The organism is Paenibacillus sp. FSL K6-0276, assembly GCF_037977235.1.
Classification (GTDB): domain Bacteria; phylum Bacillota; class Bacilli; order Paenibacillales; family Paenibacillaceae; genus Paenibacillus_AQ.
Map to the genome: position 1 here is coordinate 5,255,795 of NZ_CP150276.1, position 15,240 is coordinate 5,271,034.

Below are 15,240 nucleotides of genomic sequence, written 5' to 3' on the forward strand. Positions count from 1 at the left end.
GTGGAGAGCAGACCAATGGAGCTTGATCGAGTTTGATGAAACTTGATGAGTTTGATTGCATTTGATGCAATAGAATTCGTTGTAAAATGGATCAAATTCAATTCTATTGCACAAAGTACAGTAAATTCATTCTTTCAGTTCTAATAGAGAAATTCTATTGTACCTTCTGCAATGAAAAAGCTTCGTACTACTTACCAAGGAGCGGCCCCACACGGGAGCCGCTCCTTGTCATCTGAAAGATATTATGATCCACTTGAATAGCAACTCATAGATCTTTCCAACGCTGTACGGTCAGATTCACTGTTTGAGCGCCACCTGCTGGAGTTAGCGTTCGATTGGAAATGTCCGATCCGTTCGAGTTTACCTCCACATTAGTCCAAGCGCCCCGTGTAATCTTATATTGCACCGCTGTTCCTGCTGGTAAGCTCAGTGTGATGGAATACACCCCATCACTACCTTTAGTCAGTTGATAGGCTGGATCCGCTGCATTCCAGCTGTTGAAGGTACCCGTAAGATACACAGGTCCGCTCGCCGGAGTAGCCGTTGGAACGTTTACACGGAACGTAACACTGTCTGCTTGAGGTTCCCCTGCGCTGATACTACCGTTCACCAGACTCCAGGTTCCAGCAGCAAAATAATAATTACTGCCGCCATTGCTATCCCATGTACCACTGCCATTATTAAAGGCTGCGTTCAGTCCGGCTGCAGTGCCGAGCTGAATTGTGATCGCCTTGTATCCTGGGAAAGTAGAAGCTTGAAGCTGTTCACCAGGAGCCGTCGTCCAGACTGTCGATCCGTCCAGCTTGTAATAAATGTACGAGCTGCTATAAGCCGTATTCTTATAATAGATCGTTGCCGTGTTGCCAGTCGGTGTAGCCGTTGGTGTTGGGGTTACTGTCGGCGTTGGTGTTGGCGTTACCGTTGGTGTTGGTGTTGGTGTTGGTGTTGGTGTCGGCGTTGGCGTTACTGTCGGTATCGGTGTTGGTGTCGGCGTTACCGTTGGCGTTGGTGTTGGTGTCGACGTTGGTGTCACTGGTCCACCCGACGTAATACTTCCTGTAGGCGTATAAGTCCAGGTTCCAGTACCGAATAGATAATTGCTACCCCCGTTACTGTCCCATGTGCCACTGCCATTGTTAAAGCATGCTTCAAGCTGGCTGGCTGAACCGATATTAATCGTTATTTTGTTGTATCCTGCTACATCAGATACAGGTATAGCTACACCCGGAGCTGTCGTCCATGTTCCTCCTACAGGGCGATAATGAATATAAGGCGAGGTATAACCCTGCTTATAGTAAATCGTGACACTGTTCCCTGCTGGTGTTGTAATAGATGCAATCGCACTAAGAAGAGATAGATTGCCTGCGGCATCAAATGCTTTTACCGTGTAGTTATAGGTAGTGCTAGCGGATAATCCATTGTCCGTATAGGAAGTGGTTGCCGTTGTGCCTACCTTGATACCATTACGATAAACTTCATATCCAGTTACGCCTACGTTGTCGGTAGAAGCCGTCCAGCTGATCAAAGCGCTAGATGCATTTTGAACAGTTGCGGTTACGTTGGTTGGCGTAGTTGGAGGAACTGTTTCTGTTGGCTGTTGTTGTTTCGCATAGATTTTGGCTGAATTCGCACCTACGGTTACAATAATTTGCTTGCCAGTTACTCCGCCCGATTGTACGGTCACTGTATCTGCAGTATTCAGCTGATTGTACAAAACTGTCCCTGCGGTCAAACTACTCTCAGCGCGCAGTGGGATGGTTACCGTTTGCGAACCATTAGATTGATTACTGAATACGGAGATAGCTTCTTGGCCTTGATTAGTTCCACTGTCGATACGACGTGAGAAAGCATATAAGTTCTGTGCAGCCCACATTTCACGTTGAGTACCTGTACGTAGTGCTGGGTTATTTTTACGAATCTCATTAAGTTTGGCTACGTGTTTGTAGGTGCTGGCATTTTCATTAAAATAGTTCTCGATCACGTTTCCGCTTGCATCCCGTTTCACCATAGACCAACGGTTCCAAGTATCAGCAATACCGCCCGTCATAATCTGACTGTTGCCATTGCCTTTGTTCTGCTCTGTCCCTTGGAAGACAACCGGTGTTCCTCGAACGGTAAAAATAAAGGTCAAAGCGTTCTGCAGCTTATCTACGCTTCCCCCGGCTTCCGTGAGAAAACGGTTGCGGTCATGATTATCAATAAAGGTAACCATGTGATTGGCATTCCCGTTGTAGTAGGAATCCTGTGCCAAGGTGCTTTTGATATTGGACTCAAAAGACTGCCCATAAGCAAAGCTGTTAAGTACGGAGAAGAACATTGGGAAATCGAGCATGCCCCACTCCTTGTTGTTTCCGACCCAACGTGAGACAAATTCAGCATTACCGTCGAAATTCTCGCCAAATGTATTAACGCCCAGATAATTTTGTAGTTCACCAATATCTGTTGGCTTCATCAGCTTGGCAGCATCCACACGCGCACCGTCAGCGCCTGTATAATCAAACCAGCCTTTGATAGAATCGAATATCGCCTGCTTAGCCGCAGGAACATCGAAATCAATGTCATCTAGCCCGCCCAAATCATGATTTTCTAAGTAATCCTGCGCCCACTGATCATATCTTCCATCCGCTAGAGACCAGTTAATATCTCCATTATGGTGGTACCATGCTGGATTATTGAACGGAGCCACTGGCTGCAATGATGGGATATCATAATAGGCTTGGGTACCAAGCATATAATCACCGATGTGGTTTGGCACAACGTCAATCACTACTTTGATGCCAAGCGCATGTGCGGAATCTACAAGCTCCTTCAGCTTCTCCTTAGTTCCGAAGTATGGATTGGCAGCGTTAGGGTTCTTAACGTTGTATCCGTGATAGGCTGTATTTTTACCAGTACCATTGTTTTCCCGGTTAGTCATTTGTGGCTCAGCCACTGGGGAAATCCAAATCGCGGTATAGCCCATATTTTTAATATATGATAGCTTGTCGATAATCCCCTGCCAGTCTCCGCCTTTCATATAACGGAAATCTTCTTCAGAGTTTTCTCCATAGCGAATTGCCGCACCAGTAGCATTGTTGGAAGTGTCTCCATCATTAAATCGGTCAACCATAATCTGATAAATAGTGTCGTTCTCATTAATCGTGCCGATGCTGGCCGCTTCAGCCTTTTGCGGTGTTAAGACAAACAAATTAATCACGGTAGAAAGAAGAATAGATGTAATTAGAACGGGTACATACCATAACTTACGTTTCATTGCGTGCATCTCCCTCTCTTATTAAAGCGTATTCACAACACTCTAAAACTTACTTCCTTGATTAAAAACCAACCCTGCCCAGTGATGTCTTTAACACAAAAACCAATAATTTTAGGGAAACCGGTTTCCCAACTAAAAATTACCATGATTGTGAATACGTTGTCAAGGCATAAAATTAAACTTCACAAGAAAAAGAGCCTCCATAATTGGGGCTCTTTTGGGTTGATTATTCACCTTTTACGCTCAGCTTCCTACACTCTGAATAAAATGCAATACTTCATTCATGATTCGGTCCTTATCTTCACAATGACAGACCATATGACCACTGTTATCCACCATCAGCACCTGTTTTCGGGTCGTAGGGATCGTATGCTGCAGGTAGTCAGCGCTTCTAGTCTTTACCAGATGGTCTCGCTTACCCTGCACGATCAGGGTTGGAGTCTCAATATGCGGATAGATTGAAAAACTCTCCCGGACCAGTCGTTGAAACTCTCTCGTCGCCTTTGGGGGCGTTGAAGTGAATTTGCTAATATAAGTTTTTAGCATGGAGATGCTCGTAAGAGTCTTAATAATTTCCACGGGATTCAGCGGAAATACGGGAGTGGACAATAAAGTAAGAGATTTGATCCAGGGTTTATACCGTACAGAAAGATGAGAAGCAATAAGAGCACCGGTTGAAAAGCCGATCAGATGAACGCCTTCATCCGTCTTTAACAGCTCTGTCAATTCATCTTCAGCACTCTGCTGCCAATCATGTCTATCCGAATGCAGTAAATCATTCCTACTGCCCCCATGCCCTTTCAGGGTAAACGTTCTGGAACGGTAATTATGCTGCTCCATAAACTGGGACAAGGGAGAGATCTCATGCTCACCTCCGGTAAAGCCATGAATAAATAAACAACTTTCCATAATTGTCCCTCTTTTCACATTCCAATCTGACTTGCAACTTTATTGTATAATGCCAATCCCCTTTATTTTCTATGCATTCCATCCTTTTATGTAAAAGCTTAACCCAAATGATGTCAAGGTTCAGCACTGTTATAGGTTGTTGAAAGGTCATCCCGCTGGTAGCCGAGCTTCCAAGGATATTATTCGTTGGCTGCTCAGCAAGAATACCCGCAATCCATGATAGGAGAGCGGGAGTCTAAGAACATGATGATCCATTTTCGAGAAAAAGTACCCCTTAATTTCCTCCGTTTACACCTTTATCGCCTTCTTCTGTATGATCCGCACCTGTATTCAAAGAATCGGATGCAGCTGGAGACTGGTTGCTTTCCTTCTGGCTATTGTCAGTAGTATCCTTGCTCTGATCCGATACTCCGTTCTTATCCCCGCTTACTGAAGGTGCAGGAATAGCAATTCCCGGGGCACTATTTCCGTTGGCTCCGACAGGCTGACCCTGATTATCGTAGTAATACATAGGCACGTCTCCGACGACCATCAAATAAGACACAGGAATTTCCGTATCCACTACTTGCGGCTCCATGTCAAAAGGAATGACCACAGCGACCTCCGTCACAATGTGGATATAGACCTCCACTAGAATCATATTGATTCCGGCATTTTGCTGGCGGGTGTTGAGTTCAACCTTAACAGCACCTTGCGGCTCAATCTTGATCGGGATATCAGGTCCATAAGAGGCGATGAGAGGACTACCAAGCGCCTGACCCAGCGGAATATATTCTGTCTGATTATGCAAATCCTGCAGCGTAGTCTGAATCACCTCTGCTGCTTGTGAAGTAATACGCATATGCTCCGCATAGTTAAGCATAAAGCCAGATATTTTCCCATTCTTATCGGTCTTCCAATCAATCAGTTCCTCTGCATTTCCTCCATTCGCAACTTGTGAAGTAATCGCCTTATTTATCGACTCTGTAGCGATTTGCTTCACACGAATTTGAGCTAAATGCAAGATAGGCGGCTTCATGTGCAGCTCCACATATCGCAGGGCCTGTAGCACAAGCACTATCAATACTAAGGATGCAATCAACCAAAATTTGCGCCGGCTTCTTGGCTTGCGCGTGTTCCCGCCGGAAACAGTCAGCTTTCTCTCTGCCCTACTAGATAACCTCATATGGCTTCTGCTTCGTTTGGCTTCAAATCGTGCACTCTGTGGTCTAGCCGCTGCCCTGCTAGGTTTTGACTTGAACGCAGAGCTTCTCCCAGAGAATCTCGACATCCCGCTCCCATTTATTTTTGGCAGCCGAAGTTGGCCTAGATCAGGTAGTCTCAGCCCTCGGTTCCCCCATTTTTTCAATCTACCCATTGCGATAGTCCCTCCCACCTTACGTAGAGGTCAAGCCACCTCCACTTAGTTTAAGGTATTCGGAAAGAAAGCAAAAAAGAAGAACGTTCCCTCCGGCGGATGATGCCAAGAAACGTTCTTCATTCATTTGAAGATAAATTGAAAATATAAAATTAGTGCATTCTACTCCGTTTATCTTCCTGCAAATGATCCCAGTGCCGCCGAATAAAGATACCGATTAGAATAGCAATAAACACAGCATACCAAGTAAGATAGCCATTCCATTCTTCTCTCAGGACAATTAAGGTTGAGCCGATCGTACCGAATAGCCATATATAAGACAAATTCCCAAGAATAGTTCCCCAGATAAACGAAGAAGCTTTTATCGGTGAAACAGCGGACATAAAATTAATTACATTGTTCGGAATAATAGGAATGGTACGTAGAAGCACTAAAGTCCATATTCCATATCGATCCAAGTAACGCTGCCACTTGTCATACCGTTTCAGCTTGGACCTCCATTTTCGATCAAACCAATTGTACAGGTATCGCCGAATGAGGAAGTACATCAGTATTCCACCTAGATTACAAGCCAGCCAACTGATCAGCATACCTCCAATAACGTTAAATACAGAAACATGGAGGACAATCAAAATTACGAACGGAAAGAATCCTAATATACTCTGCAAAAGCGCCAATGGAATCGTCACAAATAAAATAGAGGGTCCACTAAGGCCTAGCGTTTGCAGCAGCCAATCTATCCAGGTGTTTATGGTCTCTGTCATGAAGCAGTCTCCTTTCTTGACTCCTTGCAGCAGCTGCCTCCTGATTTACTTCGCTAAAGCATAAGTGTAAGCATTAAAATATAAGAAAAGCACATCTATAACTTTTATTACTTTGCTTATATTCCCAAGAAAAACACCCCTTTCGGGGTGTTTTATTGAATGAGGTTGCTTATAAAGTGCATTTGTAAAGAACAGTGGTTAGCGTCAAGTTACACTTTTGTAATCCATTGATTCTTCACATCATACCACAGAATTCTATCTACTTACAATTCTACACCTTGAGTCCATGCATTCACTTTATCTGGGTTGTTCTCTACCCAAGTCTTAGCAGCTTCTTCCGGTGACTTCCCACCTTGAACCTCAACCATTACTTTTGCCATATCTTCAGCTGTCCACTCGAATTGATCCAAGAATTTATAGACATTTGGCATGTCATCTTTCAGACCTTGGCGAACCATAGTATGGATTTGCTCGTCCGCACCGTATACACCTTTTGGATCTTCCAGATATTTCAGGTCCATATTGGCGAACATCCAGTGTGGTGTCCAACCCGTTACAACGATAGGTTCTTTGTTGTCATAAGCTTTTTGCAGCTCCTGAGCCATCGCTGCCGATGAACTTTCAAGAAGTGTATAATCACTAAGACCATATTCTGCTATAGCCTTTTCGGTTGTCGTCATAATACCAGCACCCGGCTCAATCCCGATAATTCGATTGCTCAATGTTCCTGCCAGGTCACTGTTCTTCAAGTCTTCAATAGAATTGATATCCATGTAAGCTGGAACAGCCAAACCAACTTTAGTCCCGTTCAAATTAGGTCCTAGATCTTCGATTTTCGAACCATACTTCTCTAAATAAGCTGCATGCGTGCTTGGTAACCAAGCAGCGACCATAGCATCCGCACTACCGTCAGCAATTCCTGCCCACATTGGGCCTGCATCCACCTGCAGCATTTCAACGGTAGCTCCAAGCTTAGTTTCAAGTACTTCTTTAACTACATAAGTACTTGCAATTTCCGAATCCCATGCCACATAAGCCAGTTTTACCTTCCCATTACTTGCGGATGAACATCCAGCTATAACAGTAATCATCATGATCACTAAAAGGGACAAACCTATATTTTTTTTCTTCATATATATTTAAAACCCCTATCTTTGTTTTGGTTTTAGTGCGTTCTGTGTCAAACGGTCAAGTAGAATAGCAATAATAACGATAGCAATTCCCGCCTCGAACCCATCTCCTGTCTTAGCCTGTGATACCGCACGGTATACATAAGCACCCACACCTTGCGCACCAATCATAGATGAGATGACAACCATCGAGAGTGACAACATAATCGTCTGATTGACGCCTGCCATAATCGTTGGCAGAGCAATCGGCAACTGCAATTTAACCAGTTTCTGAGTAGGTGTTGAACCAAAAGCATCGGCTGCTTCTACTAGCTCCTCTGAAACTTGACGAATACCGAGATTGGTCAAACGAATCGTTGGTGGAATCGCAAAAATAATCGATGCAATTACACCTGGAACTACGCCAAGTGAGAAAAAAGATACTGCTGGCAATAAATACACAAACGCCGGCATCGTCTGCATAAAGTCCAAAATAGGCGTAACTGTATTTCTAACCGCATTTCGCTGCGCACATAGAATACCAATCGGTACGCCGATTACTACAGCCAATATCGAGGCGGTTAGAACAAGGGCCAAGGATTGCATCGAAGGTCCCCATAATCCGAGATTATCGATTAAAAGTAGTCCAATTAACGCAAATAATGCCATGCGCCATTTCCCAATCCAATAAGACAACGCTGCAATAAGTACGATAAGCACTAGTGCAGGCAGAAAGGTGAGCGCACCTTCAATCGCAGAAACCATCCCACCGATAATCGTAGCGATAAAATCAAACAAGGGGTCACAATACGTCGTTAGCCAGTTTTCCAACCACTCGAGTGCTTTTCCCAAAGGCAGTTTTGGAATGTCCATTATGATCCTTCTCCTTCCGGTACCGCGTTACCCGCGAGTGCGGAAAGAACGGCTCCCTTAATCACAATGCCTTTTAATTTATCCGCTTCATCTACGACGGCTACAGGCAAATGTGTCTCAGATATTAATTCAAAGAAATCATTGAGCAGCGTTTCTGGATGTACACGTGGAATTTCTCTCCGCGTAACCTCCAGTATGGATTTATTATCTTTCAGTGCCTGTGCTGCATCCTCAGCTGTAACAACACCCAGCAATTTCATTTCCTTATCCACCACATACAGGCTGAATATGCCGCTATCACGCATCAATTGAAGAGCTACACGAGGTCCGCGCTCAGGTCTAACGGTTTCCGGTTGACGCATCACATGAGCTGCAGTCAACACTTTGGACAAGTCCACATCCTCCACGAACCGCTCTACATATTTATTAGCAGGTTGGATGAGAATCTCTTCCGGTGTACCAATCTGCACGATGACACCGTCCTTCATCAGTGCAATCCGATCACCAATCCGCAAGGCCTCGTCTAGATCATGAGTAATGAACACAATGGTCTTCTTCACTCTGGACTGTAATTCCAGCAGCTCCTGCTGCATGTCTTTACGAATAAGCGGATCCAGTGCACTAAATGCTTCGTCCATGAGCAGGATATCAGGGTCGTTAGCAAGTCCTCTTGCTAAGCCAACACGCTGTTGCATACCTCCACTGAGTTGATCCGGGCGATGGTTCTCCCAACCCTTCAGACCTACTAAATGCAATGCCTCCATGGCCCGTTCAGTTCTCTTCTTTTTATCTACGCCCTGAACCTCAAGTCCGTATTCCGCATTCTCCAGTACCGTCCGATGTGGAAACAATGCGAACTTCTGAAACACCATACCGATGTTCTTGCGCCGAAATTGCCGCAGTTCTTCCGGGTTCATTTTGACGACGTCTTTCCCTTTAAAAAGGACTTGTCCCCCTGTAGGCTCAATCAAACGGTTCAACAAACGAACCAACGTTGACTTACCGCTACCGGACAATCCCATAATGACGAATATTTCTCCTTCTTCAATGCTGAATTCGGCTTTGTTGACTCCGACAGTCAACTTTAATTCCTGAGCGATCTTTTCCTTCGACCACCCTTGCTCTAATAATGGAATCGCCCGTCCCGCATCATGACCGAATACTTTGGTTAGCTTTTTCACCTCTATAATAGCCATGCCGTCCTCCTTCTCCCGAAGTTTTATCCGGGTTTAGTTCACTTATAGTAGTGTACCGGACTATTGAAAATTCATGCAAACACCATAATCGGATAAAATTTAGTGTACAGTTTTAACTTTACGTACTTTACGTATAGAATACTCTGTTTTACACCAAATTCCTTTCTTCATGATTTCTTTACTTCTTGAGGGGGATTTGATTACAATACATTGTATAAGGTTGCAGCAGTCTATCGACCTATTCCTCAGGAGGGACATCATGAACGATTTAGAAGGGTTAACACCCGAACAAATAGAGAAGATTAGTAAGGCCCGTGAACGTGTGATAGACTCTATCGGTAAAAACATGGACCTATACGGCATCACCTTATCTATTGGGCATTTATACGGTTATATGTATTTCAATCAAGGTCCAGTGACACTGGATGAACTTAGCAAAACAATGGGAATGAGCAAGACGTCCATGAGTACTGGAGTCCGTACCCTCCTAGATCTGAAAATGATCGATAAAGTTTGGGGGAGAGGGACTCGCAAAGACCTGTTCACCACTGTGCCAGACTGGCATCAGAACTTCAGTGATTACTTCTCTATTAAATGGAGAAAAGCCGTCGAAGGAAATATGATCTCACTAGCGAAATCACTTGCAGAAATTAACAATATGAAAAAAGAATATAGTGACGATAGTAAACTTATGCAGCTCTTAAATACAGATGAAGAAAAGATTGCAGAATCCATTAATTACTACCGCTGGTTGCTGAAATTAATAGAATCTTTTGAGAATGGTAAGATCTTCGAATTTATCCCTAAAGAAGAATCTTAGTTCCAAGCAAAAAAACGACAGTGCTCCTGTAAAAAGGAAAACACTGCCGTTTTTTTTCGTTTAACCCTCGATTAAGCTTACATCATCCAAATAAATCGTACTTCCGGCGCTAATAGCACTGTTTGTCTCTGCGCTGTTCCCGTCTATGAGCCCTATTAAAAATACCAGATGCACACCTGCATCAGTCGCGCCTTTCATTGTAAAAGTGTAGCTGTAATCGGCCATACTTTCAGTTAAAGCTACTAGCTCGGCTTCCATATACTTCGTGTAGTCACCGCCCTTATGTTCCACAGCAACCTGAATATTTCGGTTTACTGTAGAACGAGCCTTAAACTTCAAAGTGTAAGTTTTTCCCTGAACAAGCTTCAGATTTTCGTAATCTACTTGCGCACTGTAGGAAGCTTGCCCTGTACCTGTTAAGTCTATTGCGAATTCTCTATTCTTCACTTTAGCAGAGCCTATCCCGTCAAAATATTGGCTCCAGCCTTTAGAATCTACATCGAAGGTTCCATTATCCAGGGTACCACTTGGTGGCGTCACTGGCGGACCCCCTCGAGCTTCACTGACCACAATATCGTCAAAAGAAATTGTATGCGGCGTACTGTTAGCCGCAGGATCAGCGCCCAGCGTTTTGCCGATCAGATAATTAAGCTTCAGCGGGTTGCTGTTCGACACCGTAAATTGAGCAGTATAAGTCGCCCAATCGGCACTAATATCAAACTTAGCTTGCGACGAAGCCGCTGAAGTATTGGAGTATTCTAGGACGATTTGACGCGGAACCGTTGATTTGGCTTTGAAGCTCACCTCATATGTTTTTCCACCTTCCAGTGGAATACCCTCTTGGAAGAATTGTGTATGCCACGCTTCCCATCCGGCTGACGTAATCAAGATTTCTGCCACACCATCCTTCACATCAAACGCAGAAACACCACCTTCTCCAGACCATGTAGACCAACCCGTCTTACCACTGCCGAACGAGCCATTGATGATCAGATTGTTATCATTAACTAGAATGGTTTGTGCGACAGTTGCACTAACATAATGGTCAGCTTCTACAGTGATTGTATAGCTTCCCTCGACTGGAAATACTGCTGCGTCGATAGTAATTTTGCCTGGTTCAAGGCTATATTGCCCCGCATCAAGTGTTGTACTGTTAACCTTCACCGCAACAATTTTATTTCGCCAATCAACATTGTCTATAAAAGTAAGCTCAATCGGCTGCGAAACTCTGTTATTGCTGCTGTCGCTTAACAGCTCCTGCGGTTTGGCTGGTGCATTTTTGATCTCAAATTTCACGTTATCGATGATAATATCATGCCCTTGGGCAATACTAACACCCTCAACCTTACCCAGCAGGAATTTAAGAGACAGTGTATCCTTGCTGCCTTGACGGAATTCAAATCTGTAATGATTCGTTTCCGGTTTAAGCTCTACAATATTGCTAAAAGAAGCCTGATATGACGCATTTTCAACATTCACCCCAATTTTTCGGGCTACAGTTGAACTGGCATCAAACTCCAGCACATAATCCGTAGCATTGGCAGCTTTCAAATTGTTTTGAAACAACATAACAGAATAAGGCTGGCTGCCGGTATTCGTAATATTGAATTTCGCTGCTCCATCCGCAGCCGTAGCACTACTCTGACCACCCTGCTCTGTCAAAAGACGATCCCAAGCGTTAAATCCGAAGTTGAACTCACCATTCAGGAGTGGGTAATATACGAGTGAAGGATCATAATAAAAGCTGGTACGCAGCAGCTGGAAATTATCCAGCGTAATTGTATCCGCGGCGCCATTTAACAGCAATACGAATTGTCCTTCATGATCGGTAGCACCTGCAAGATTGGTGAAGACTGCTTTAACGACATGCTCGCCTTGTATTAGGTTAACGGTTTGTTGTGCATGCACACTGCCGTCTTTTCCTAGCAGTTGAACGGTCGCTGTACGATCAGAGGAAACCGTAGCCTTGAAGGTAAGCTCATAATTCCGACCCTGGATGAGCTGAGTTCCCTTCTGAAGCAATCTAATCTCACCATTTTCGTCGCCACCAATCTGCAGCTTCAGCTGGCCTGCGTCGTCTACATTAGCAGTGACAATTGCACCATTAGCTGCTTCAGTGTGCCAATAGCTCATCCGATTTGGCTCCCCGAGATCGAAAGTGCCATTGTACAGATGATTGCCGCTGCCAAGCGGAGCCTTCGGGCCATCATGATCGAATGGGATACTGTCTATTTCTTCGAGACGGACATTCCCAAGCCATACTGGCGAAGCGTTAGTGCCCATGTTAAACTCTATCCGTGCTGCAATATCAGAGTTCTCCTTCATTTGAAACATGGTTTCGTAATGCGTCATCGCTGAAGTCAGCTCTGCCTTGAGGCCCGGTGAATAAGCAGCAAATCCACGCGACTCTCCACCCGTTAATCGTACGCTCATATTACGCGATATATCTGTTTTGGCATCGAAGCTGAGCTTATAGAATCTACCTTTAGCGACCGATATGATGGCTTGAGGTTGAATGGAATAGGCATTGCCGCCAGCACTACTGATATTCACCTTGAGATAATTTTTCCCATCCATCGGTACAGTAGAAACTGTAGCATCAGCCCCAGCTTCTTTAAAGAATGCCCAGTGTGCAGTATTCGGAATACCCATTCCGGCATCTCCTGGAATCTGCTCCGAGAAGTTGCTGTTATAGACAAGATTGCCATCGGCAAGCGCAAGCTTAGAACCTTCCAAGTAAGGTTCCTTATCTAGAGTAACGGGCACGGGTTCACGATACTCGCGTCCTGTCAGCTCGTAGACTCTAACATAATCAACCTCCATCGATTTTGGAAATACGGTCTCAGGTGTCGGATCACCATCAAAGTTGCCGCCTACGGCCAGATTTAACAGCAAATGGAACTCCTGATTGAACGGTGCAGGATAAGCATTATTCGCTGGCTGCCCATTGCTGAGGCTGTACCAGTCATTTTTGGTCGAGAACAATTCACCATCTACATACCAGCGAATTTCGCCTGGCTCCCACTCCATGGAGTAGGTATGGTACTGCTCAATTGTAGAACCTCCCGGAAATACATACTCTTTGCCGGAATATACATTGTTCGGCCATTCAGCACCGTAATGAATCGTACCTGCAACCGTATTAGGGCGACTACCCCAGCCTTCCATAATATCGATCTCACCGGAGGAAGCCCAACTACCATACTTGTAGTTCTCCGGCAGCATCCAGATCGCCGGCCAGTACCCTTTTCCAGTAGGAGCTTTGGCTCTAATCTCAAATTTCCCATATTTCTTACTGAACAGGCCTTTGGTTTTAATCCGCGAAGAAGTGTATTCCTTCCCGGCTTTTGCTTCTTTGCGAGCGGTAATGATTAGATTACCGTCCTGTACTTTTACATTCTTCTCATCAGAGGTATACCATTGCTTCTCATTGTTGCCCCAACCTGGATTGTTAAATTGCGAACCGTCTCCAAGGTCATACGTCCATTTCGTAGGATCAATGGTCCCCTCATTGAATTCATCTCCCCACACCAGCGTCCACGGATCAGGTGTTGGTGTTGGTGTTGGTGTTGGTGTATTACCTGAACTGCTAGAAGCTGAAGTTGCTGCTGGCAGTGTCGTTTTACCAGTGTTTCCTTTTTTCACTGGTGCGCCGCCAATCGTGACTCCGTCGGCCTTGTTATCAATAGAGGTTACGCTTCCGCTGCCTTGAATCGCTGTTCCTCCAGCACTCGCAGTTAGGATTAGCGCGGCAACCTGTGCATTGTTCTCCAGTATCAATTGGGTCGGGCTGCCCACAGTAAGACTGCCGACAGTTCCAAAGATTCTTAACAAAGAACCGCTGACTGCTGAGTCTGCTGAGCTAACCGCTGCAAATACCCCTCGAAGTGAGATATTATGGGGAACCGCGTTCATCACAACATCCCCAAAGCCTGCCCCCGTAAGATCGCTGCTTTCTTCCAAGATTGCCCCGGATTGCAGTTGTACAGTACCCACAGCTGTTGAACCGCTGGCATAAATTCGCACCTTGCCATTAGATTTGGCTACTTGAATCTGCCCAAGAGAAGCATTCTGTAAGCCAATACTCTGCTCACCGCCCCCGCGGACAAACGTAGTCCCTGTTACCTTCACACCCTCAAGCTTCGCATTCCCTTCGGTAATCCCCTCGGTTAAATAAAGATTGCCTTGGATGACCGTATCTTTAAGAATCACATCGGCATGATTAATGACTACATTGCCCTTTACTGTTCCAAGCGAAGTCTCTCCTGATTTCAGGATGAGTCCCGAAACCATTCGATCAGCCAGCTGAGCTAGCTCTGCACGTGTGATCCCTCCCTCAGGCTTGAACAAACCTCCAGGATAACCTTTAATAAAGCCAGCACTCGATAGTGCTGCTATCGCTCTCGCAGTTTCATCATTGACTCCGTTCAGATCGGTGAATGCTGCTGTGCTGCTTTTGTCCGTATTGAATCGAAATACCTTCTCCAAGGCTAACGCCGCCTCAGCTCGCGAAAGCGTGCGTGAAGGATAAATATTGTTGTTCTGATCACTGCTAAAATATCCAGCTGCAATCCCTTTGGCAATATCACTTTTATACCAGTCTGTAGCCAGGACATCGGCTGGGACCTTACCCGATTGCTCCTGATAATTAAAAATACGATTCATAAAAACTGCGAATTCTGCTTTCGTGACTTCCTTGCCTGGTCGAAACGACCCGTCCTCATATCCGCTTATAATCCCATTTGCGCTCCAACGTTGTAATGGACCTGCTGCCCAATGGCTTGGAGATACATCCGTAAACGCTTTCAATACATCGACTGCTGCATTTTCCACTTTCGTTGCCGCTGAAGCATTCATGCTCCCAACCGGTGATAGCACCCCGGTGACAAGGAGCATAGCAGCTAATGCTGCTGTGAAATTCCTCTTCATCCTAAACATCACTCCTCGAATTTCGTAATA

9 protein-coding genes are annotated in these 15,240 nt (G+C 45.0%); 1 reads left to right on the top strand and 8 read right to left on the bottom strand.

Features of this window, described 5'->3' with window-relative positions; translation table 11 throughout:
• Positions 1–265: 265 nt before the first annotated feature.
• From MHH52_RS24730 to MHH52_RS24760, 7 genes are all read right to left on the bottom strand, one after another.
• Entirely contained in the window at positions 266–3,253 is a 2,988-nt protein-coding gene (locus MHH52_RS24730) for an alpha-amylase family glycosyl hydrolase (RefSeq protein ID WP_340004979.1), read from the bottom strand.
• Positions 3,254–3,496: 243 nt separating this feature from the next.
• Positions 3,497–4,162, bottom strand: a complete 666-nt coding sequence (locus MHH52_RS24735) for an alpha/beta fold hydrolase (protein ID WP_313639432.1) — start codon at positions 4,160–4,162, stop codon at positions 3,497–3,499.
• Positions 4,163–4,436: 274 nt separating this feature from the next.
• Complete coding sequence (yunB, locus tag MHH52_RS24740; RefSeq protein WP_340009816.1) at positions 4,437–5,327, bottom strand: sporulation protein YunB; 891 nt, start codon at positions 5,325–5,327, stop codon at positions 4,437–4,439.
• A 344-nt stretch (positions 5,328–5,671) separates the two neighbouring features.
• Positions 5,672–6,283, bottom strand: coding sequence for a VTT domain-containing protein (locus tag MHH52_RS24745; protein ID WP_340004982.1), 612 nt, complete (start codon positions 6,281–6,283; stop codon positions 5,672–5,674).
• 263 nt (positions 6,284–6,546) lie between these two features.
• Positions 6,547–7,416: a glycine betaine ABC transporter substrate-binding protein gene (locus tag MHH52_RS24750; protein WP_340004984.1), complete on the bottom strand. Its 870-nt coding sequence runs from the start codon at positions 7,414–7,416 to the stop codon at positions 6,547–6,549.
• A 15-nt stretch (positions 7,417–7,431) separates the two neighbouring features.
• Entirely contained in the window at positions 7,432–8,265 is an 834-nt protein-coding gene (locus tag MHH52_RS24755) for a proline/glycine betaine ABC transporter permease (RefSeq protein ID WP_340004986.1), read from the bottom strand.
• Positions 8,265–9,461: a glycine betaine/L-proline ABC transporter ATP-binding protein gene (locus MHH52_RS24760; RefSeq protein WP_340004988.1), complete on the bottom strand. Its 1,197-nt coding sequence runs from the start codon at positions 9,459–9,461 to the stop codon at positions 8,265–8,267. The genes MHH52_RS24755 and MHH52_RS24760 overlap by 1 nt, the downstream gene beginning before the upstream one ends.
• Positions 9,462–9,720: 259 nt before the next feature.
• Here MHH52_RS24760 and MHH52_RS24765 point away from each other — a divergent pair, with 259 nt between their 5' ends.
• The gene (locus MHH52_RS24765) at positions 9,721–10,281 is read left to right on the top strand and encodes a GbsR/MarR family transcriptional regulator (RefSeq protein ID WP_340004989.1); all 561 of its coding nucleotides are present in this window, start codon (positions 9,721–9,723) and stop codon (positions 10,279–10,281) included.
• Positions 10,282–10,341: 60 nt separating this feature from the next.
• Here the strand turns inward: MHH52_RS24765 and MHH52_RS24770 are convergent, their stop codons facing one another.
• Entirely contained in the window at positions 10,342–15,210 is a 4,869-nt protein-coding gene (locus MHH52_RS24770; RefSeq protein WP_340004991.1) for a carbohydrate binding domain-containing protein, read from the bottom strand.
• Positions 15,211–15,240: the final 30 nt, after the last annotated feature.

Coding starts and splice junctions, on each gene's coding strand:
- MHH52_RS24730 (WP_340004979.1), bottom strand. CDS start 3,253: ATGAAACGTAAGTTATGGTATGTACCCGTTCTAATTACATCTATTCTT.
- MHH52_RS24735 (WP_313639432.1), bottom strand. CDS start 4,162: ATGGAAAGTTGTTTATTTATTCATGGCTTTACCGGAGGTGAGCATGAG.
- yunB (WP_340009816.1), bottom strand. CDS start 5,327: ATGAGGTTATCTAGTAGGGCAGAGAGAAAGCTGACTGTTTCCGGCGGG.
- MHH52_RS24745 (WP_340004982.1), bottom strand. CDS start 6,283: ATGACAGAGACCATAAACACCTGGATAGATTGGCTGCTGCAAACGCTA.
- MHH52_RS24750 (WP_340004984.1), bottom strand. CDS start 7,416: ATGAAGAAAAAAAATATAGGTTTGTCCCTTTTAGTGATCATGATGATT.
- MHH52_RS24755 (WP_340004986.1), bottom strand. CDS start 8,265: ATGGACATTCCAAAACTGCCTTTGGGAAAAGCACTCGAGTGGTTGGAA.
- MHH52_RS24760 (WP_340004988.1), bottom strand. CDS start 9,461: ATGGCTATTATAGAGGTGAAAAAGCTAACCAAAGTATTCGGTCATGAT.
- MHH52_RS24765 (WP_340004989.1), top strand. CDS start 9,721: ATGAACGATTTAGAAGGGTTAACACCCGAACAAATAGAGAAGATTAGT.
- MHH52_RS24770 (WP_340004991.1), bottom strand. CDS start 15,210: ATGAAGAGGAATTTCACAGCAGCATTAGCTGCTATGCTCCTTGTCACC.